Source organism: Vibrio agarivorans (assembly GCF_030409635.1).
Taxonomy (GTDB): domain Bacteria; phylum Pseudomonadota; class Gammaproteobacteria; order Enterobacterales; family Vibrionaceae; genus Vibrio; species Vibrio agarivorans.
Window position 1 is genome coordinate 2445301 of the sequence record NZ_JAUFQF010000004.1, and the last position, 22893, is coordinate 2468193.

Here is a 22893-nt window from a genome sequence, read left to right on the forward strand (position 1 = left end):
GGCGTTATTATTTACTCATTTGATGAACAATTCAAATTTAATAGCATTAATTCTCGCAATGCGACGGAAAACTTTGCAAATTCATGCACTGAACCGACTTTGAACTCATTCAAGATACTGTTCCAGCGGTGGAGTGGTTGTTGGTTGGTCGCAATCCATTCATCGAGTTTCGAAAGCACATCCCCTTCACTGCAGCCACAGCCCAGCACTTGTCGCGTTAATTGGCGTTGCTGCCAGTCTAAGTCTTCCCTAAACGCGGCGCGAGCTAGAGCTTGCCAGTTGTTGTCGACGGCTTGTCCGTTAATTTGCTTCAAGAACCAGTGAAGTGATAGCTGATCACCCAAATTAAAGTAAAGCTTGGCGGTATCTTCGACAGAAGTGCTCATTTCTCGAGATACTGTTGATATATCCAGCACTGAGTAGAGACTAGACAATCTCGATACAAAATTCGCTAATGTATGGTCGATGCCTTGATCTATCCATGATTGAGCAAGCTCATTGTGCTCCTCTACTTCACTGTTAACCAGCGTTTCATCAAGCACAGATACGACGGTATTGGCATCTGCTTTATAGCGCTCGACCACTTGATTAACGTTAATCGAGCCATGGTGAGTGCGAAGCAACCAACGTGATAGGCGACGAATGCTTCTTCTCACCACCACAATCATTTCATATTGCACGTTTGAAGGTGCGATATTGTCATGTTGGCGAATTTGTTGGTAGACGCCACTCAGTTCAAATATTTCTCGTGCTGCGGTGTACGCATTTGTGACGTCGATGACCGTTGAGCCTGTTTCTTCTTGAAGTCGGGTGACAAAGTTACAGCCCATTTCATTCACCATTTGATTGGCGAGAGCGGTCGCGATAATCTCAGCTTTCAAAGGATGACTATCCATGGCTGAAATGTAGTTACGGCGTAACTCTGTTGGGAAGTATTGAACTAGCTGCTGTTTGTGGAATGGGTCGTTGGATATGGCTTCATCCACCAGCTGCTCTTTGAGAATCATTTTTGCGTAGGCAACAAGTACAGAAAGCTCTGGTCTTGTGAGCGATGAACCTAATTTTTCACGTTCACTCAATGTTTCGTCATCAGGAATGTACTCGAGTTGTCGATCAAGGTGCCCTGCTTTTTCGATTGTATGAATAAAGCGAACAAGCTCTTTCATCGCCGCAACACCTTGGTGTTGCGCCACAGAAATCGCTTCCGATTGGTGATAAGCATCATCAAGAACAATCTCGCCTACTTCATCTTCCATCGACTCGAGAATCGTGTTGCGTTGTTTAACGGTCATGTCTCCAGATGTCACTACGCTATTAAGGAAAATCTTAATGTTGACCTCGTTATCTGAACAGTCCACCCCTCCTACGTTATCAACGAAATCAGTGTTCACTCGGCCGCCATTCAGTGCAAACTCAATTCGGCCCAATTGGGTTAACCCTAGGTTACCCCCTTCACCAACAATTTTTGCTCTCAATTCCGAACCATTGATACGTAGTGCATCATTGGCTCTATCCCCTACATCTGAATGACTCTCTTTATCCGATTTGATGTAAGTCCCGATCCCGCCGTTCCACAAAAGATCGACGCGCATCTTCAAAATAAGCTTAATAAGATCGTTTGGAGCAATTGTTGCTACGTTTGTATCCAACATTTCCTGAATTTCTGGCGTCAACGTAATCGATTTTGATCGACGAGAGAAGATGCCACCACCTTGTGAGATCAATGAGTGATCATAATCCTCCCAGCTTGAGCGTGGGAGATCAAACAGACGTTTACGCTCCTCCCAACTGCGGCTTGAATCAGGGTTTGGATCAATAAAAATGTGCATATGGTTAAAAGCGGCGAGCAAGCGAGTATGTTTAGACAACAACATACCGTTACCAAACACATCACCAGCCATATCTCCAATACCAGCAGCGGTAAAATCCGTTGTCTGGCAATCAACACCAAGTTCTCTGAAATGACGTTTTACCGACTCCCACCCCCCTTTTGCAGTAATACCCATCGCCTTATGGTCATAACCATTAGAGCCACCTGACGCAAAGGCATCCCCTAACCAGAAGTTATACTCATCAGAGACTGAGTTTGCTAGATCAGAGAATGTGGCAGTGCCTTTATCGGCAGCAACAACCAAGTACGGATCATCTTCATCATGACGAACCACATTGGCTGGTGGGACCAGCTCTCCGTCAATAATGTTGTCTGAAACATCTAACAAGGCACGAATGAAACGCTTATAACAGTGTTGTCCTTCTGCAAAAATCTCATCGCGGCTATTCAAACTTGGCTGACGCTTACAAACAAAACCTCCTTTGGCACCCACCGGGACAATAACGGTATTTTTGACTTGTTGCGCTTTAACGAGACCAAGCACTTCAGTACGGAAATCCTCCTGGCGATCAGACCAGCGTAAACCGCCGCGAGCGACTTTACCGCCACGCAAGTGGACCCCTTCAACATCAGGTGCATAAACAAATATCTCAAAAGCAGGCACGGGTTGTGGGATTTCTGGAATCAAAATCGGTTGCATCTTGAGTGACAGCCAAGGTTTCGGTTGGCCAAACTCATCAACTTGATAATAGTTGGTACGCAATGTAGCAACAATCATATCCATATATCTGCGTACGATACGATCGTCATCAAGGCTTTCTACTTGATCCAGTAGCTCGGTGATTTTTGCAAGTGTAGTATGTTGTTCAGAAGCGTTAACGCTGACTTTAGGATCAAATCGATTTTCGAACAGTTCCACCAGCGCTTTTGCAAGATCGGGATGATTGTTAAGCGTATCTTCAATGTAGCTCTGGCTAAATGGGAATCCGACTTGACGCATATAGCGAGCGTAGGCTCGAAGAATAGAGGTTTCTCGACCAGTTAGTGAAGCACCAAGAACAAGTCGGTTGAATCCATCATTTTCTAAATCACCCGACCAAATTGAAGCAAAAGCATGTTGAAAACGATCGCGCGCCTCTCGAAGATCAACACCACCGCCACCTTTATGTAGCATTGAGAAATCAAGGATCCAAAACGTCTGGCCATCTTTGCGATTGATCTCATAAGGCGATTCACCGATCACGCGAAGACCAAGATTTTCAAGCATCGGCATCACATCTGAAAGATGGATGGGCTCATTACGATGATACAGTTTAAGGCGAACAGCATCTGAATCGACCGCCAACTCTTGAGGGCGATAGAACAGCATACCGAGTTTATGTTCGTCGCTGAGTTTTTCTAGTCGCTCAATATCTGAAACCGCAGCAGCCGGAAGAACATCCTCTTTATATGAGCGTGGGAACGCATAATTGTACTGCTTAGACAGTGGCACCCCTTTACTCTCACCAAAGTTGGCGATAATGGTAGATGATAGACGATCGTCCCAAGTTGAGGATGCTTCCATTAAGTTCTGCTCTACTAATTTGACATCAACATCGATGTTATTGTTATCAACACGCACAATGTAATGTGTGCGCGCAAGCGGGCTTTCTGAAAAGAAGGTTGTAAAGTCGACTTCTTGATCGGAGCCAAAGTACTGTTTCAGTATGCGTTGTGTTTGACGGCGTAGCTCAGTGTTGTAACGCTCTTTCGTCACGTAAACCATACAGCTAAAGAATCGGCCGAATGGGTCTCGACGCACAAACAGTCTAAGAAGATCCCTATCCTGCATTTGTACGACGCCCATGCCCATTTCACGTAGCTCTTTCTCTTTCGCTTGCAGTAATTCGTCACGTGGGAAGTTTTCTAGAATATTGTTTAGCGCTTTGTAAGCATAAGAGCCGTGCATGTATCCGCTTTGCTCAAGAATACGCTGAACTTTTTGGCTAATAAGCGGAATGGTTTGCACACTTTGGTTGTAAACAGCCGATGTATACAGGCCTGTGAAGCGATGCTCTCCTATCACCTTGCCCTTCTCATCAATCTTCTTGATACCGATATAGTCTGTATAGGCTGGGCGATGAATTCTTGATTGAATATTGCCTTTGGTCAGAATAAGAAGATAAGGCTTTTGCGCTTCGAGTCGCGCGGAGTCAGGAAATTCAGAAAGGGAGACAGTACGAACCTTATCGGCTTGAGAAAACAGACCAAGTCCTGCATCACTATTAGGTCTAAGCTCTATCTCATCGCCATCGGTAACCAAGTCATACTCTTTGTAGCCCATAAAGGTAAAATTGTGATCATCTAACCAGCGTAAGAACTGGATCGTCTCATCATAACGGGCAGCCTCAATAAACCCTGCCTCTTTTTGTGATTCAAGCTCTTGAGTGACCTCTTTAAGCTTGTCTGACATTGACTGCCAATCTCTTACCACAAGGTTGGTATCGTTAAGCACTAACAACAACTCTTGTTTAAGCTGAGCCATTTCTTCATCAGAGGTGAGCCGGTCAACCTCAATATGGAACAGTGACGCGAGATCACCTTGCGTCTGATTGATGCTGATAACATTGTCATCATCACGTTCAACTCGGGTTGGGCCATGAAGCATTAAATGCGCCGTTAGGCCAAGTCTTGAAAGCGCCATTTTTATTGAGTCAACAAGAAACGGGCTATCTGCCACCACAATCTCGACAATGGTATGGGTCGACTGCCAACCACGACGGCTCACTGTTGGATTAAACACCCGCACTGACACATCATCAGCACGCTTCTCTCCGAGGTGATGCCAAAGACTCAGTACGGCACCGTAAAGGTCCGACTCATTACGGTTAATCAGGTCATCATGTGAGACATTGCTAAACAAATGTTCGGCGAGTTGGGTAACAAGAGGGGTGTCACTGGCAGGCAGTTTATCGTGAATAAGCTGAATAACTTTCTCTAGGAGTACGGGGACGATGGTTTCTCGTTCTGACATAAGAACACTCCACACATATTGTTTTTATTAGGATTTGGTATAAGCATAGTGTCTATACCTTTTAATGATGGAGTTATTGTAAAAGTAATGCTTGAACAAAGTAACAAATTAGTAACGCGAATTTAGTGCAATGTTCAATAATGTGATTGAGATTTAATTTCATTCACTAGTAACTATCTTATCTATAGACGTTCTAACTTAATAAACTTGTTATTTTGGTCAGTAATTAGGCGAAACTGCCCTTTTACCCCAATTTGTGTGAGAAAGGGACGAAAGCGAGATGCGGGTAACTGTATGCGCATTCCGGTCGACGTACTGACTACTACGTTGCTCGCTGTGCCTGAATAATGCTGAAGAAAAGATTGATAGCTGATGTTTAAGTTAAAGTAGTATTGGTTCATAACAAAAAGAGCGCATGTAATGAATTGAAAGCGAGTTAGCTAAGAGAGCGTTAGAAACAGGACGACGAAAACGCCGCCCTGTTTAGCGATTATGATTCGAGAGCTTTATTCACTTTCTCGAACAGGTCTTTCGCTAGATTATCCATCGATTTCAGTGCTTCAAGCTGCGCTTTGATCTGAGCTTGACGCGCTTCATCATAAAGACGGAATTTTAACAGTGGGTCAATGAGACGTGACGCCACTTGTGGGTTGCTTTCGTTGAGCTGACGAAGAATCTCCCCGGCAAAACCATAGCCTTCTCCAGTCGTTGCGTGGAATTGAACTGGGTTATTGTTTAAGAATGCCCCGATCAGGCTACGAATACGGTTCGGGTTTTTTAGGCTAAACGCTTCATGACTCATGCTCTCTCGAATAACTGACAACGCATTGCTTGCAGGGTTTGTCCCTTGCAACATGAACCATTTATCCATCACCAAGCCATCATGTTTCCACTTGTCACTGTAGTCTGACATTAAGGTTTCACGACAAGCAAGCTGTGCACTGTTAGCAGCAGACATTGCCGCAATGGTATCAGTCATGTTGTTTGAGGAATAGTATTGCTTTTCAACTAGAGTATTCCCTTGTTCGGTATAAGCAAGATAGCCCAGACACACATTGCGCAATGAGCGTTGACCAATCTCAGCATGCTCAATCGAGTAAGCTTGTTGCGTTAACGCAAAATAGGTTGCTGATAGTTCGTCAGTCAACTCGTTAGCGATAACCTGCTTAATCGATTTGAGTACTTTGGCGATACCGTCGACATCGACACGCTTGTACCAGCCCGATACCTCGTTGTGAGATGGGAAAGTCAGCATTTCAGCAATAAACGCTGGCTCTAATGTGTTATCGAGCAATACACCTCTAAACGCATCCACGACCTCTGTTGGCAATTCCACAACCGCATTGGTATCAGCAACAAATGACTTGATGTATTTAGCAAGTAGCATCTGACCTGCATCCCAACGAGCAAAGTCATTGGTGGCATGACGCATCAGGAAAATAAGCTCTTCATCACTGTAAGCATAATTTAGCTTCACTGGCGCAGAAAACTCACGCAGAAGCGATGGCACGGGTGCACTCTCTATCCCCTCAAAGACGAAAGTTTGCTCAGGTTGAGTCACATCAAGCACGTTTGAGTTGATTTTCCCATCAATAATGAGAGAATACGCTTCACCTGTATATTTATACAGTTCTATGTCGAATGGGATATGCAGTGCTTGTTTCTCTTTCTGTTCATGTGTTGGTTCAGTACTCTGCACAACAGTAAGGGAGAAGGTTTGTTTATCAGCATCATAATGGCTAGTGACATCCAGCGTTGGTGTACCTGATTGGCTGTACCATAAGCGGAACTGTTTTAAGTCGACACCTGACGCATCTTCCATTGCAGCGACAAAGTTTTCACAAGTTGCTGCTGTGCCATCGTGACGCTCAAAATAGAGCTTCATTCCTTTTTGGAAACCCTCTTCACCGAGTAGCGTGTGCATCATACGGATGACTTCACTGCCTTTCTCATACACAGTCAAAGTATAGAAGTTGTTCATCTCGATCACTTTATCAGGACGAATCGGATGAGACATTGGGCTGGCATCTTCAGCAAACTGAGGCCCGCGAATAATGCGTACGTTGTTGATTCGGTTAACGGCGCGAGAGCCAAGATCAGAAGAGAACTCTTGATCGCGGAATACGGTTAGACCTTCTTTCAAGCTCAACTGGAACCAATCCTGGCAAGTCACGCGGTTTCCTGTCCAGTTGTGGAAGTATTCATGACCGATGACCGCTTCAATGCCTAGATAATCAGTATCTGTTGCAGTTTGGTCGTTCGCTAGTACGTACTTGGAGTTAAAGACATTAAGTCCTTTATTCTCCATCGCTCCCATGTTGAAGAAATCTACAGCAACAATCATGTAAATATCGAGATCGTATTCAAGCCCGAAGCGTTCTTCATCCCATTTCATCGAGTTGATAAGAGAGGTCATTGCATGCGGTGCACGGTTTAGGTTGCCCTTGTCGACAAAAATCTCAAGCGCAACTTCTCTGCCTGAACGCGTGACATATTGATCCGTCAATACATCAAAATCCCCTGCCACTAATGCAAATAAGTAAGCCGGTTTTGGATGTGGGTCTTGCCACTTAACCCAGTGACGACCATTGTCTAAGTCACCAGAATCGATTCGGTTGCCGTTACTTAACAGATATGGATACGTATTTTTGTCGGCTTCTACTGTCGTCGTAAAGCGCGCCAGCACATCGGGACGGTCTTGATAGAATGTAATGCGACGGAAGCCTTCCGCTTCACATTGAGTACAAAACGCCCCACCCGACTTATAGAGTCCTTCTAATGCCGTATTGGCTTCAGGATCAATTTGAGTGACTATTTTCAGCTCAAACTCTGAAGGTAGTTGGTGAATTTTCAAGCCACCGTCCAAGAGTTCGTATTCAGACCAATCTTGTCCATTTACTTGCAGTGTTTGCAAGCCAAGTTGCTCGCCATCAAGCTCTACTGTGGTTGAATCTCTTAGCTGCTTAACTTGAGAAATTGCAGTCACGATCGTCGCGCTGTCATGCAATTCAAAATACAAGTCAATATCTGATGTAGTGTGACTAGGCGATTGGTAATCTTTGCGGTATTTGGCAACAGGTTGTGTAGTTGCTTGTTGAGTCATTGTCTCATCCCTCTCGACAACATATCTAACTGGTTGTGGGACATAAAAAAACGTTATGCCCTGAACTCGTGTTCAAACGCATAACGTTACTCGGTATTTGATGAAATTGCGAGGCGTTTTTATTTGACTTCAAATAGAACGCTTGTATATGTTGCTATCTTGTAAAAACACGGTGTATATCACTGAGGTGCAACGATTTGATTGCGAGATAACACGGCAAATGTACTGCCGTCTTCACCCTTGAGGGTTAACTCATCAGAATCTAGCGTGTAGCGCGTAGATTGTTCTCCATCTTTATAGAGTAGAATGAGTTGTTCGCCTTCTGTGATATAAACTCCTTGATGCGCACGTTCCATCCCTTCATCGTTGATCACCTTGAAATCAAAGACGAAATCGGGGCGCAGAGTCAGCTCAATCTGGTTGATATCGCTAGCAGCCATATCATCGCCACTCAAATGTTCACTACTCCAACTACCAGCAAGTTCGTTTGCCAGTGCTTTACGGAAAATAACACCGTTGAGTTGCAAAGCGTTATGGTTGAGATCGTACTCGTATATCTGTGGGTCACTACTATTAGACCCTAAGATAATCGTATCTTCACTAGCGTGATAAAAGCCTTCCCAGTGATCAACCGTGAAGTCTTTCTTTTGGATATCGATGCTAAAATTGTATTTCGAATCTAATGACAGCTTAATCGCGACAAAATCTTCTTGAGAGTTGGTTGGATCAGGGTTTAACAGGTACCAATCTCCCAAAAGAAATGGCTGATCAAACTGTGTTAAATCAATGCTTTTGCCTTGTTCACTAGCGGCAATGTTAAAGCTAATCACCGCAAATATTATTGTTATCCACTTCATAAGCGTTCTCCCCTCTACTCTTTGAGTCTAGAAGTAGATACGAGACAATGCTAAAAATTAGATCCATATCACAGTGAAATTATTCTTTAGTAGCAAATAAAAAAGCGAGATCACAGAGGATCTCGCTTTGAATGTGTGGTTTAAGCAGTGAAAGCTTTAGCCGATCATGTCTACCATAATAGCGACCGTTTCATCAAGGTAAGCATCAGGGGCTTCATAATCTTTTGGAACATCATCTAAAGATTTGAAAGGTTCTTCACCGAGCTGGGCTTGACGTTGATTGATACGATCTAAGCGACGCTGTTCATTCTTTTCTGATTCAGCCATACGTGTTGCTTCATTTAGCGACAAGGTGTTGTCGTCTTTTTCCGCTTTGTAACGCACGATATCTTCTTGAATGAAGCCGAACTCCATATCGCTCTTTACGCGCTCATCATGCTTTTGGGTCAAGCTCGCAATTTGGCTCTGCTTATCTTTCAATACGGCATATTTTGCCGGTTGAATTTGATCCCACGGAAGAGCGTTATCTTCAACACTTTCACCCGTTTCACTCGCTTCGATTGGCGTTGGGTATGCAATATCAGGTACGACACCTTTGTTTTGCGTACTACCACCGTTGATTCGATAAAACTTCTGAATAGTGTACTGAACGTAGCCTAGCTCTTTATCAAAAATATCATAGATATGATTGAGAGAGCGGTGCTGCTGAACCGTACCTTTACCGAAGGAGTTTTCACCCACAACGATGGCACGACCATAATCTTGCAGTGCAGCGGCAAAAATTTCAGATGCAGATGCGCTGTATCTATTGACCAAAACCGTCATTGGACCGGTGTAGCTAATTTTACCGTCAGTGTCTGCGTTCACGTTGACACGATTGTAGCCGTCACGCACTTGCACAACCGGACCACTTTCAATAAACAATCCTGTTAATGCCGTTGCTTCAGTCAATGCACCGCCACCGTTGTTTCGTAAGTCGACAACAATACCGTCAATGCCCTGCTCGTTTAACGCCTTAATCAGTTTGTCCGTATCTTCTGCAAGACCGACATAGAAGCTCGGCACATTAAGCACACCAATCTTCTTACCGTCTTTCTCAATCACTTCAGATTTTACAGCGCGATCTTCTAAGCGAATCTTATCGCGGACAATTGTGACAACGTGACTTTTTGCATCTTTACCTTCTGGTAAAATCTGCAGGTTCACCTTAGTCCCTTTAGGCCCTTTGATAAGCTGAACAACATCATCTAAACGCCAACCAATGACATCAACTATCTCTTTGCCATCTTGGCCAACACCAATAATGCGGTCACCCTCGCCAAGCTGCTTACTGCTAGAGGCTGGACCACCAGCAACCAACGAACGGATCACAGTATAGTCATCGGTCATTTGCAAAACGGCGCCGATGCCTTCAAGAGATAAGTTCATCTCTGATTGGAACTGCTCGGCACTGCGCGGAGAGAGATAGCTGGTGTGTGGATCAACTTCGCGAGCAAAAGCGTTCATGTAGAGCTGAAAAACATCTTCGCTGTTGGTCTGCGTAAGGCGTTTAATCGCGTTGTTGTAACGCTTGCCCAACATCTCGCTAATTTCTGGCCACTCTTTACCCGTCAGCTTAAGGTTCAACGCATCATATTTCACTCGTTTGCGCCACAACTCATCCAATTCAGCGTCGTCTTTCGGCCAAGCCGCTTCTGAGCGGTCAACTTCAATCGTTTCGTCTGAATCAAATTTGATTTCGTTGTCGAGCAGCGTTAACGCGTAATTTAAACGCTCATAACGCTTTTTCATTGACAAGTTATACACGTCAAACGCGACTTGGCTGCTACCCGACTTTAATTGCTGGTCGAGCTCATTAGCGGCCTTATAAAAACCATCAATGTCTTTTTGAGTGAAAATGTTGCGATTGTAATCCAGCATTCCCAAGTAGCGTTCAAAAATCGCCTGAGAGAACTGATCATCTAGCGTGAAGTGCTTGTAATGAGAACGAGTAAAACGTTTGGTAATGCGTTTACTGGCCGTTGCGTGCTGCACTTCTGGGGTGAGGGACGGAAGGTCGTCCTTAGAAATCTTAGCTTCTAGAGCTAAAGCTGGAGAAACTGCTAGCCAAAGGCTAGCAGTAATTAGTGTCACTTTAGAACGGCATTTCATGCTTAGGAGGATCTCCTTTAAGCGCGCAAGTGCTCCGCTTTCACGACCATTTGTAGGCCGTTTGCCAGTTGAACTCGCACATCTTCCTTATTGATTTCAACAATGGTCGCACCCATGTTGCCTTTGCCCATGTTTACGTTCACTTCTTTACCGATGATCATCTCATCAGAGTTCAGTTGACGCGTCTCTACAGGTTGAGGCTTAGCAGTTTTAGCCGGGTTACGACGTGGTTTCGGCTTATTTGCTTTAGGCTTATTCGCCTTTGCTTCCTGTTTCGCTTTCTGAGCTTGTTCTTTACGACGTGCATTCACACGTGCTTTGCTTTCAGCTAGTGTCGCTTTAGCGTGTTCAACGTGTTCTTCTTCTAGGACACCACACTCGTTGCCATCAAGATCAACACGAACAGCACCAGGTTTAACACCATGAAGGTAACGCCAAGATGACGTGTACTGACGCAGAGCAGCACGAAGTTGTGTCTTACTTACTTTCTCGTCTTCTGCTAGACGCTCAGCAAGATCTTGAAAGATACCAATTTTTAATGGCTTTGCTTCACCTTCTAAAGTAAAGCACTTTGGGAAACATTCAGCAATATACGCGATGACTTCTTTGCTGTTTTTTAGCTTTTCAGTGTTTTCCATGAAAATTCCTGGTTGGTGCGGCCTGTCCGCGGGCATTACATAAATATTGATGGCTATTATAGAGACCTAAAAGCGAAAAACCACTGCCTTTCGCGAATTTATACGTCAATAGTATGTGAATTAAGCAACTGTTCGACTTCTTTCATCAAAAAAACTAGTCCTTGCTCATCAACTTCACTAAAACGACCAATGGATGGACTATCTATATCTAACACACCGACAATTTTTCCGTTGATAGAAAATGGGATAACAATTTCAGAGTTGCTAGCAGCGTCACATGCTATGTGGCCTTCAAACTCATGAACATCGTAGATACGCTGCACACTGTTTTCAGCAACAGCAGTACCACATACGCCTCTGCCTACTGGAATACGAACACAAGCAGGCTTTCCTTGGAATGGACCAAGAACAAGCTCATCTTCTTTCATCAGGTAAAAACCGACCCAATTTAAGTCATCGAGTTCTAGATTTAGCAGTGCAGAAAGGTTAGATAGGTTCGCAATAAGGTCTTTTTCTGATTCGAGTAAAGCGACAGCTTGTTTAGTAAGACGCTGGTATTGTTCAAAATTCATTTATACTTCCTTTATCGCCCATGTGAATAAATGGGCATTTCTCTCTTAATCGTCATCGATTCGCAAGACATCGCGTATTACTAGAAAAGGACTCACTGACGACATCATGCAAACTAACCCGACTACTATTAGCCAGTCTTGGTTGATAACACAAGCGAAAAATCACAAGAAACCACTCATTGTGGCGAACATTATCGCTTTGATAGCCACTTTGTTAAGTGTCCCTATCCCTTTATTGATGCCATTAATGGTGGATGAAGTATTGTTAAACCAGCCGGGCAATGGCTTAGCGGCACTTAATACTGTCTTACCGCAAGCGTGGCATAACCCTACCGGCTATATATTTGTCACTTTTTTTATCGTCGTGTTTCTCCGCAGTGCCTCACAAGGGCTTAACATCTTGCAGAGCCGCCAATTCACTCTGGTTTCAAAAACAATAACTTATCAGATGCGCTGTTTAATGCTAGACAAGTTAACACGCATTAGTATTCGCCAGTATGAAACTCGTGGTAGCGGTGGCATTAACTCACACCTAGTCACAGATATTGAAACTATCGACAATTTTATCGGTAACACACTAAGCAAGTTTCTGATTAGTTTTCTTACTGTATTGGGGACTGCCGGGGTATTACTCTATTTAGACTGGCGTTTAGGACTATTTATTATTCTGGTTAATCCGATCGTTATCTTCTTCTCTCGCTCACTGGGCAGCAAAGTGAAGCATCTAAAGAAGCAAGAGAATCAATCGTTCGAGCGGTTTCAAAATCGGTTAGTGGAAACGCTTGAAGGCATTTATCAACTGCGTGCATCAAACAAAGAGAAAGTCTTTTTAAAGCAACTAAAAGGTCAGGCGAATGATATTCGAGAAGATGCTGACCGCTATGCTTGGAAGTCGGAGGCCGCAGGTCGTCTCTCCTTCTTAATGTTTTTAATTGGCTTTGAGCTTTTTCGTGCCGTTGCCATGCTGATGGTGCTATTTAGTGATCTGACTATCGGCCAGATTTTTGCCGTGTTTGGCTATCTGTGGTTTATGCTGTCGCCTGTCCAAGAGCTTTTGAGCCTCCAGTTTTCTTGGTATAGCGCCAAGGCCGCACTTAGCCGAATTAATACCTTGTTAGAACTTGAAGAAGACCAACATAACCAACCGCAAATTGATAACCCACTCGCTCATGAACAAACCATTGGTGTCGAAGTCCAAAACGTCACATTTGCTTACAATGAAGAGCATCAGGTCTTTGATGGTTTGTCTTTGACCATCCCTAAAGGCCAGCGAGTCGCTTTAGTCGGTGCTAGCGGTGGCGGAAAATCAACATTGGTTCAGCTTCTTCTCGGTATCTATCAACCACAACAAGGCAAGCTGTTATTCAATAACCGCCCTGCTCAATCGATCGGCTTTGAGGCGATTCGAGAAGAGATTTCAGTGGTTTTACAGCAACCTATTCTTTTTAACGACACTTTAAGACATAATCTGTCACTCGGTAGTCACTATAGTGATGATAAACTATGGCACGCGCTTGAAGTCGCTCAACTTTCGGATGTGACCCGCCAGTTAACTGAAGGGCTAGACACACAAATCGGTCGTAATGGCATCCGGCTTTCCGGTGGACAGAGACAACGCCTTGCTATTGCTCGTATGATATTAAGCGATCCCAAGTTTGTGATTTTAGATGAAGCCACGTCTGCATTGGATACGTCGACAGAAGCCGCACTGCACCGCGCACTGAGTGAGTTTCTCAATGGTCGCACAACCTTGATTATTGCGCACCGCTTGAGCGCGGTGAAACAAGCCGACAAAATATACGTACTTGAGGATGGACAAATCACTCAAGCAGGAAAGCATGCTGAGTTGGTCGAGCAAGACGGCTTATATCAAACTTTGTATGGTAACGGATAGTCATGCAGTCGCGTGACAAACGGACAGTTTAAAGAGATGGAACGAGTTGACCTGACAAAATGTCATTCAAAGGTAAGGTTATGCCAGGGGTGTGACCTGCCGGTTGATGTGGTTCCCGTTGAACATGGGACGAGTGCTTACTGCCCTCGCTGCAACACACAGCTCTATCGTGGTGGTAGTCCATCACTCAATGGAAATTTGGCGGTCGCAGTCACTTGTGTGCTTCTCTTCATCCCGTCGCATTTCTTTGACTTTATTAGCATCCGCCTGTTTGGCGTTATGATTCCTGCCACGCTCCCATCCGGTGTCTATGCACTTTTTCAAGATGGCTTTGTATTGCTGTCTATTTTGGTTTTCTTCTGCAGCTCTATCGCCCCGTTCTTAGTCTGTTCATCCGTCATCGTCGCTCACCTTGGCTTGCACTTTCGCCGTTATCGCGCTCTACGCTATGCACTGACGACCATGCATTACCTCAAGCACTGGGTCATGATCGATGTCTTTTTGGTTAGCGTCGCTATCTCATGTTTTAAATTACAAGATTACTCCGACATTTATGTTAAGCCGGGGTTATTCGGACTGATCGCGTTGCAGATTTTCACAGTTCTACTGCTAAGTCGCATGAGCATCCGCCGCTACTGGGAAGCGTGGAAAGCAGAATCAACCTATCAATTCAAACAGCTAGAGTTACATTGTCACAACTGCCACCTGTCACAACCTCACAATCATAAACAGCACTGTGTTCGTTGTCAGTCAGTGATACATTCTCGACTACCCCACTCTATACAACGTACATGGGCCTACTTGATTGCTGCCACTATCGCTATTTTTCCAGCTAACCTAATTCCTATTTCTATACTTGTGAGCAATGGTCAACGTCTCGAAGACACGATTTTTTCAGGCGTTGCTTCGTTGGTGACAAACGACATGCCGCTTATTGCGCTGATTATTTTTGTCGCCAGTATTGTGGTGCCTGTGGCCAAAATTTTGGGCTTGGGGTATCTGTTATTGGCTATTCACTACCAGCGTACCGTCTATCACCGTCACAGAATGAAGATTTACTACTTCGTTAAATGGATCGGTAAGTGGTCCATGATGGATTTGTTTGTGATATCAATTATGATGACCTTGATAGATCGCGGACAAATCCTTGATTTCACACCGGGATATGGCGCTGTTGCCTTTGGTGTAGTTGTTGTACTTACCATGTTGGCAGCCGATAGTTTGGACCCAAGATTGATTTGGGATAATTACCAACACAATAAACAAGATTCACCTTGTAAAGGTGAACAAAAGGACAGTCAGTTAGTAAATGAGTGAAGGAATGAGTAAAACAGAGCCTACATCTAACACCTTTGAGCCTAATATCAAAAAGAACCGTGGTATATCACCATTATGGCTCTTACCTATATTGACGATGCTGCTTGCTGGTTGGTTGGTCTTCAAAGCCGTTCATGATGCGGGTCAGCGTGTGCAAATCTATTTTTCGGATGCACAAGGTTTGATTGCCGGTAGAACTACCATTCGTTATCAAGGTTTAGAAGTCGGTATGGTGAGAGACATCAATCTGACCGAAGATCTTGAACAAATTTACGTAGATGCAGACATCTACCCTCAAGCAAAGCAGCTTCTTACAGAAAATTCTCGCTTTTGGTTGGTCAAGCCTCAAGCCAGTCTATCTGGTGTAACTGGCCTTGATGCCTTAGTGTCAGGTAACTACATCGCCATTCAACCAGGCGATACTGAAGGCAAGCCAGCAACGAAATTTACGGCGCTTGATTTTGCCCCTGCCGATCAAGGGACTCGTGACGGCCTGAATATTGTCTTAAAGGCACGTGACCTCGGTGGCGTATCAGTTGGCTCACAAATTGTTTACCGCAAAATTCCGATTGGTGAGGTCTATAGTTACCGCCTTGATGAAACGTCAAAATACGTCATGATCAAGGCCAATATCGATGATGACTACGCTCACATCATCACAGATGAGAGCCGCTTTTGGAATGTGTCTGGTATTGGTGCCAGCATTGGTCTCGATGGTGTCGATATGCGACTAGAGAGCGTCAGTGCGCTGATTAACGGTGCGATTGCTGTTGATTCACCCGACGGTGGGCTTCCCGTCATGGATGATACCGAATTTCAGTTATATAAAGACGTAAAAACTGCCGGGCGTGGTATCGCGATTCAAATCACTCTTCCCGACAATCATAATATTGCTTCAAGTGGCACATCTATCTTCTATCGAGGCATCGAAATTGGACAAGTCACACGCGTTAGTTTAAGTAAAAACCGCGAGCAAATCATCGCTCACGCAGCGATTGAGCCTGTTTTTGTTAATATGCTGACAGACCAAACCCAGTTCATTCTACAAGAAGCAAAAGTCTCTCTTTCTGGTGTAGAAAACCTTGGCAACCTAGTGAAAGGAAACTTCCTAACTATTGAACCTAAAGATGGCGAACGCGCTCGAGACTTTGTGGCTGTGCGCCAAGATGATTTCGACCGTCAATTGCCCAATTCACTGCCAATTAAGCTCATTTCTGATGATGCGTATGGATTAGAAGTCGGTACAGCCATCAACTATCGTGGCATTAAGGTGGGCACTGTTACTGCCATTAACTTAGTAGATGAGTCAGTCATTTTTGATGTATTGATTGAGGGAGAATATGCTCAACTCATCCGCTCAACTAATCGTTTCTTTGTTGCCGGTACGGCAACCGTGCAGTTCGATGAGCAAGGACTCAATGTCCGTGTTCCTCCAGCCAAGCAACTCCTAGAAGGTAGTATCAGTTTTCTTAGTGATGGTAATGCCAAAGCCAGCGACAAATACACACTCTTTAGAAGTCAATCACACTCTGAGCTAGCACAGTTCAATCAATCGGGCTCACAAAAGCTCACCCTTATTGCAGATGAGTTGCCGCCTATCTCTATGGGTGCCCCGCTTCTCTACCGTAACCTGCAAGTGGGTAAAGTCGTAGACTACAAACTAAGCAAAGATGGTGTGAATGTTTTAGTCAGTATTGAAAATCAATACCGTTACCTCATTGACTCGGATACCGTGTTCTGGAATCGCTCGGGGGTAGAGGTGGATGCGAGCTTCTCTGGTATCAAAGTGAAAGCTTCACCACTTAAAACCTTGGTTAATGGCGGTATCGCCTTTGACAGCATTCAGGGTGTAAGCAATAAAGTCGATAAACGTTGGAAACTCTACGACAGCTTGGACAAAGCAAAATCTTATGGGCACTACATTACGCTGCGCGGTAGTCATACTCATGAACTGAATGTCGGAACCAAGATCCGATATGGCTCGGTCGTTGTCGGTGAAATCACTGATATTACCCCGAATTTCAGTAATGACTCGTTTGAGTTTGGTGCACGCATCTATCCACAGTATGCGGATTCCGTTGCGCGCAGCGCGAGTCAGTTTTACATCGCTCCGGTTGAAGTGAGTCTGTCGGGCATACGTAATCTCAAAAGTGCGTTAAACCCACAGGTCACTGTCATCCCAGGCGAAGGTCCGAAAGCGAGCCAATTTACGCTGCAGAATAACGTGATTGAGCGCTACGACTATACCCTCACCCTGCAAAGCGAAACGCGAAGTTCTGTGCAAATAGGAACGCCAGTCACCTATCGCGAGATGCAAGTAGGTAGCGTTATTGGTGTTTCTCTTGGTGAGTTTGCCGATCGCGTGATCACAACAATCACGATTGAGCCAGAGTATCGCTATTTGGTTCGAGCAAATAGTGTCTTTTGGAATGCGTCAGGCTTAGATGTGTCGATTGGTTTGACTGGCGCGAAAGTCAAAGCCGGAACCATTGATAGCATTATTAAAGGTGGTATCGCATTTGCAACACCACAAGAGTCGCAATTAAAACCACCGGCTAAGTCTGGCTATACCTTCTTCCTCAATGCACAAGCAAAAGAGGAGTGGACGTCATGGCGAACGCCTATCCCTAAGCCTTAGAGTGACTTGAACCGTCGTAATTAGCCCTCAAACGAGGGTTTTTTTGTGCCCCTTTTCCTAGCTGTATTTGCTATACTCCCCTTTTTTAAAAGCCCAGAGACCTTTCCGTGCATCCGAACGTCTATCTTCCACAACAGTTCATCGACCACATTGCCACCATTCTTCCTAATGGTGAGAATATTCAAGATTTCGTCGCTGCATGCCAACGACCGCTTAGAAAGAGTATTCGAGTCAATACCTTAAAAGTTTCCATCGAGGACTTTTTGGAAATAGCGCAACGTAATCAGTGGGCATTAGAGCCGGTACCATGGTGTAAAGAAGGTTTTTGGATTGACGCCGATGAATCGCAAGTCCCTCTTGGAAACAGTGCAGAGCACATGGCGGGTTGGTTCTACATTCAGGAAGCCAGTTCGATGCTGCCACCAGTGGCGCTGTATTATGATGCGGATAATGCGTTTGAACGCGTTCTTGATATGGCTGCAGCACCAGGTTCTAAAACAACACAAATCGCCGCTCTGATGGATAATCAGGGCTTGCTTGTCGCTAATGAATACTCATCAAGCCGCGTAAAGGTGCTGCACGCGAATATCGAACGTTGCGGCGTACGCAATGCTGCGCTGAGCAATTATGATGGGCAGGTATTTGGTGGTTGGCTACCAGAAACCTTCGATGCCGTCCTGATTGACGCCCCTTGCGGCGGCGAAGGCACGGTACGTAAAGACGAAGATGCGTTAAAAAACTGGAGTATGGACTCGATTCATTCCATCGCCGACACCCAGAGACAGCTTATCGAAAGTGCTTTCCATACGTTAAAGCCCGGTGGTGAGATGGTGTACTCTACCTGTACGTTGAGCCATGAAGAAAACCAAGCGGTTTGTCAGCATCTAATCGATACCTTTGGTGACAGCGTCACTACTGTGAGCTTAGAAAGCTTATTCTCTGGTGCTGAAAAAGCTCTGACAGAAGAAGGCTACCTGCATGTCTTCCCTCAAGTTTATGACAGTGAGGGGTTTTTCATCGCGAAGTTCAAAAAACTAGCTAGTGTTGAGCCACCTAAAGTGAAAAAGCGTTTGGGCAAGTTCCCTTTTGTGGAAATCGCTAACAAGCAAGCTAATGAAATTGAAATGCTACTCAACAAAATACTCGGGCTTACGCTACCTAGTAATACCCGACTGTGGCAGCGTGACAATGATATCTGGCTGTTCCCTGAAACACTCAAGCCATTGTTGGGTGAATTCAAGTTCTCTCGTATGGGAATCAAAATTGCTGAGGCGCACAAAAAAGGCTATCGCTGGACACACCAGGCGGCTATGGCGTTAACAGGTGAAAACTGCCCTGTTGTCGCTCTTACGGTTGAAGAGGCTCGTGAATGGTACATGGGACGAGACGTGCGCCCTGCGCTTTCTGGACAGAGTGGTGAAACTCTTGTGTCCTACAACGGCATGATCATCGGGTTAGGCAAATGGGTCGGCAATCGTATAAAGAATGGTTTACCACGTGAATTAGTGCGAGATAAAAACCTTTTCTAGCTCTGAACGGGTTGTAATTTGTCTGACAGACGAAAAATAATTTCCGAATAAGTGATTGATTATTCGCTCACCCAGTAGGAGATAAGTTGGACTTTCTTGCTATCGACTGGAAGTTTCTTCGGTCTGCGCTAATCTAAATAGTAACTCGTAAGCGTTCTAACCTTAGCGCAGGCTCATAAAAGAGCCCATTCCCCTAAGCCCCAATCAGGATCAGATTCGGGCTTTTTTTTGTCTCAAAGACTGAGCACTTTCAAACTCATTTACCATTAACTACCAGCTATAGTGACGAAAAAGGCGCTCGATTTGAGCGCCTTAATATAAGTTATCGACTCTTTTCAGGTGAATCAGTCTTGTTTTTCAAGGTAGATACCGTCTTTTTCAATACGGATCAGGCCTTGTTTATACAAACCACCGATACTTTTCTTAAACGTGCCTTTACTGGTACGGAAAATATCAAAGATCGCTTCAGGGCTAGATTTATCACTTAGTGGCAAGTAGCCGTCACGCTTCTCAAGCTGGGCAATGATCTTTTCAGAGAGATCATCCATTTTTGCCACACCAACCTTTTGCAAGGCTAAATCAATCTTGCCATCTTCACGAATGTTCTTGATGAAGCCTTTTAGTTTCTTACCGACAAAAATCTTACCAATTACATCCGACGGGAATAACATGCCCCAATGCTCGCCATTGACGATCGCTTTAAAGCCTAGGTCACTGCGCTCTGCAATAATCAGGTCTACTTGTTCATTGCGTTGGTAGTGCGCTGGTGTCTTGTTCAACAGCTTGTTGAACTTAGTTGTACCGACGATACGTCCTGAAGCTTTGTCTGTATAAACGTAAACCAGAACGCTTTGGCCTTCGCGAAAACGGGCACGTTGTTCGCTAAATGGGATCAATAGATCTTTACTCTTAATGCCCCAGTTTGCAAAAGCACCGGTAGAGTTGACGCCTTCAATCTTCATCAGGCCCCACTCACCCACTTCAGCGATCGGTTTTTCTGTGGTTGCCACGATTTCGTTATCAGAATCGAAATAGATGAAGGCATCAAGGTGATCACCTACAGCAACATTGTCTGGACAGAATCGATTTGGCAGTAAGGCGCTACCGTATTCACCTGCATCTAAAAATACGCCGAAGTCAGTTTTTTTCGTTACTTCAAGTGAATGTGTGCGTCCAATTTGAATCATAGTGCTCTCTTTGCGCTTAACCTGTAAGCGAATAGTGGAATAGGTTTCGTCAACGAAGTTGATAAATTTACACCGCTCTAACGATAAGTTTATGTATACTTTAAAAGTTTCATGCAAACTTCTTATTTGGATATCGCCAGTGCGTTCTAAAACAGCTACCCTCAGTATACTGTCTCGTCTTCGAAAAACGTATTGGCGCTGATTATACCCAAACTCGAGCTTGGTTTTAGCCTAAAAGCCAATTTATTTTCATATTAGAGGTGTTATTTGATTACCGTTGATAAGCAGGATGCAATTACTCTCAAGCTATCTCAAGTGATGGCGGCGAGTAAAAAGACCGAACTCGATTTTTATCTGTTTGTTCCTGGAGAACTCGGACTCGGACCTGATGTAATCAAAGAAAACGAAATTTACTACAGCTCTCTGCACCAAAAGCGAACTTACTTCAGTGACAAAACGCACCTACCCTTGGTACACAGTCGATTGGCAAAGCGTGGGATCGTCTCTTCTGCTCAATATCGTGTGAGCTTAAGTCTTTATGCCTATCAGTACGTCATTGCGCTTGATAAGTCGATAGCCGACCTCAATAGCAAAGCCGAAAAAGAACAAGCGATTGATGAAGATAGCGTCGATGATGTTATTGATTTAGCGTTAGACATTCTCAAACGGTTACGCCGCTCAGTTCCGTTTGATGAAGGAATGAAACGCTATTACGCCAATATCGATAACTACTTGTCTTGGTACACCGAGCAAAAGTTTTTGTCGCTTGTGGCTCACCTACCTCGTGAAGGTGACTATAAAACCGTAAAAGAGCGACTTTTAACCATTGCCGAAAAAGAGATTGCTCACCGTAAGCTCAATGACTACAACTCGGAAAACGTTCGAAAATCGGCGACACGAATGAGCAATAAAATGCGTCTACTGCGCCGATTAATTGAGCACCCTATCGTGCTCAAAGAAAAATCGATGTCTTTGGGTGCTAACTTGCAGCGTATCGTTAAGGGGGTTGCTACTGGCTTTGTAATGGTTTTTGTTACCGTCACCGCGATAGTGGCACGAGACTATTGGGGAGAGATTACCGCATCATTCATTATTGCGATGTCTTTTGTTTACGCGCTGCGCGAGATCTTCAAAGACGATTTGCGAGATATTATGTGGCGCTGGATCCGCAAAGGTCGAGCTAAATGGCGCCGAAAGTACTTTGACCCGTCTACAAACAAAGCGGTGGGCCAAAAGCTCGAATGGCTCGAGTTTACATCACTCAGTAAACTGCCAGATCGCATTCAGTCGATACGTAAAAAACGCGTCGCACAACGCGAAGAGCAGATTCTCCACTACCGTTACGAAGTCGAGATGGCAACCTCACGCTTTTTAAGTGGCTATGAGCAAACGCGCGAAAACCTTTATCTCAATATGCGCTTTCTTACCCGCTTGATGGACAAAGGCTCAAACAAAGTCTATCGCCTTAACAATGGTCAAGTGGTTAAAGACTCTGTTGAAAAACGCCACCTATTGAACCTCATTGCACGTGAAGTCAATGAAAAGGGCGAGGCAACGTACTATCGATGGAAGCTCGTTATGAACCGCAGCAAAGTGGTGGATGTTGAGCCGATTCCGGTTGCTGATTTTAAGCCGAAGTTTTTAGGCACAGACAAGCTTAACGACGCTGTTTAACAGAAAGGGTTAATACAAAGCGTGCCATGACTTCATCGCCATGGAGTGATGGGCACAGTGCATTGATGGTGACAGATTCATTAATGCGCTCACCGGTTTCAATGGCGCTATCTAACATATTATCGATTAGCGCCCCATCCTCACACACGAACACCACGCTAGCTTCTGGCCGTTTGAGAAACTCCCCTTGCACCGCTTTAAACGCCAGGCTGATTTTTTCACCACGACTCTCTGCCTTACTCATTGCCATAAAACCACCGGCTATATCAGCGCCAACGGCGAGTGCCCCAAAATACATGCTGTTGAGGTGATTTTTCGTTCGACGTTTGAGAGGGATACGTATCTCTACTTTCTGTTCATTGAGCGTCAGTATTTTAGGTCTGCAGTACCAAATCAGAGGGACTTTCGACCAACCAAAAAGAGATAGGTAGAGATTAGCTTTAAAAAGAGGTGAGAACATAATTCGCCTTAACGTGGTATCCAACAGCA

The 22893-nt window shown here is 44.7% G+C and carries 14 protein-coding genes; 5 read left to right on the forward strand and 9 right to left on the reverse strand.

Annotated features, from left to right (window positions below):
* Nucleotides 1-11: 11 nt before the first annotated feature.
* The 7 genes from QWZ05_RS19795 to QWZ05_RS19825 all read right to left on the reverse strand — a co-directional run bounded on the left by QWZ05_RS19795 (nt 12) and on the right by QWZ05_RS19825 (nt 12165).
* Nucleotides 12-4844, reverse strand: a complete 4833-nt coding sequence (locus QWZ05_RS19795) for an NAD-glutamate dehydrogenase (RefSeq protein WP_290300224.1) — start codon at nt 4842-4844, stop codon at nt 12-14.
* A gap of 182 nt (nt 4845-5026) precedes the next feature.
* Nucleotides 5027-5245, reverse strand: coding sequence for a DUF2835 domain-containing protein (locus QWZ05_RS19800; protein ID WP_264877484.1), 219 nt, complete (start codon nt 5243-5245; stop codon nt 5027-5029).
* An 89-nt stretch (nt 5246-5334) separates the two neighbouring features.
* Nucleotides 5335-7947: an aminopeptidase N gene (gene pepN, locus QWZ05_RS19805; protein WP_264877485.1), complete on the reverse strand. Its 2613-nt coding sequence runs from the start codon at nt 7945-7947 to the stop codon at nt 5335-5337.
* A gap of 179 nt (nt 7948-8126) precedes the next feature.
* Nucleotides 8127-8804: a hypothetical protein gene (locus QWZ05_RS19810; protein ID WP_264877486.1), complete on the reverse strand. Its 678-nt coding sequence runs from the start codon at nt 8802-8804 to the stop codon at nt 8127-8129.
* A gap of 156 nt (nt 8805-8960) precedes the next feature.
* Complete coding sequence (gene prc, locus QWZ05_RS19815; protein WP_264877487.1) at nt 8961-10955, reverse strand: carboxy terminal-processing peptidase; 1995 nt, start codon at nt 10953-10955, stop codon at nt 8961-8963.
* A gap of 17 nt (nt 10956-10972) precedes the next feature.
* Nucleotides 10973-11593 carry an RNA chaperone ProQ gene (gene proQ, locus QWZ05_RS19820; RefSeq protein ID WP_290300227.1) on the reverse strand — a complete coding sequence of 207 codons (621 nt, stop codon included), beginning with the start codon at nt 11591-11593 and terminating at the stop codon, nt 10973-10975.
* Nucleotides 11594-11691: 98 nt separating this feature from the next.
* Nucleotides 11692-12165: a GAF domain-containing protein gene (locus QWZ05_RS19825; RefSeq protein WP_290300228.1), complete on the reverse strand. Its 474-nt coding sequence runs from the start codon at nt 12163-12165 to the stop codon at nt 11692-11694.
* Nucleotides 12166-12271: 106 nt separating this feature from the next.
* Between QWZ05_RS19825 and QWZ05_RS19830 the strand changes: the two genes are divergently transcribed.
* The 4 genes from QWZ05_RS19830 to rsmF all read left to right on the forward strand — a co-directional run bounded on the left by QWZ05_RS19830 (nt 12272) and on the right by rsmF (nt 19543).
* The gene (locus QWZ05_RS19830) at nt 12272-14059 is read left to right on the forward strand and encodes an ABC transporter ATP-binding protein (RefSeq protein ID WP_290300230.1); all 1788 of its coding nucleotides are present in this window, start codon (nt 12272-12274) and stop codon (nt 14057-14059) included.
* Between the two features lie 36 nt (nt 14060-14095).
* A complete protein-coding gene (locus tag QWZ05_RS19835) occupies nt 14096-15376 on the forward strand; it encodes a paraquat-inducible protein A (RefSeq protein WP_264877658.1) in 1281 nt (426 codons plus the stop codon).
* Nucleotides 15377-15380: 4 nt separating this feature from the next.
* Nucleotides 15381-18014, forward strand: a complete 2634-nt coding sequence (locus QWZ05_RS19840) for a PqiB family protein (RefSeq protein WP_290300232.1) — start codon at nt 15381-15383, stop codon at nt 18012-18014.
* Between the two features lie 107 nt (nt 18015-18121).
* The gene (gene rsmF, locus QWZ05_RS19845; protein ID WP_290300234.1) at nt 18122-19543 is read left to right on the forward strand and encodes a 16S rRNA (cytosine(1407)-C(5))-methyltransferase RsmF; all 1422 of its coding nucleotides are present in this window, start codon (nt 18122-18124) and stop codon (nt 19541-19543) included.
* A gap of 344 nt (nt 19544-19887) precedes the next feature.
* Here the strand turns inward: rsmF and QWZ05_RS19850 are convergent, their stop codons facing one another.
* On the reverse strand, nt 19888-20730 hold the full coding sequence (locus QWZ05_RS19850) for a CvfB family protein (protein WP_264877493.1): 843 nt from the start codon (nt 20728-20730) through the stop codon (nt 19888-19890).
* A 267-nt stretch (nt 20731-20997) separates the two neighbouring features.
* Here QWZ05_RS19850 and QWZ05_RS19855 point away from each other — a divergent pair, with 267 nt between their 5' ends.
* Entirely contained in the window at nt 20998-22404 is a 1407-nt protein-coding gene (locus QWZ05_RS19855) for a hypothetical protein (RefSeq protein WP_264877494.1), read from the forward strand.
* Here the strand turns inward: QWZ05_RS19855 and QWZ05_RS19860 are convergent.
* Nucleotides 22388-22864, reverse strand: coding sequence for a PaaI family thioesterase (locus QWZ05_RS19860; protein WP_264877495.1), 477 nt, complete (start codon nt 22862-22864; stop codon nt 22388-22390). The genes QWZ05_RS19855 and QWZ05_RS19860 overlap by 17 nt on opposite strands.
* Nucleotides 22865-22893: the final 29 nt, after the last annotated feature.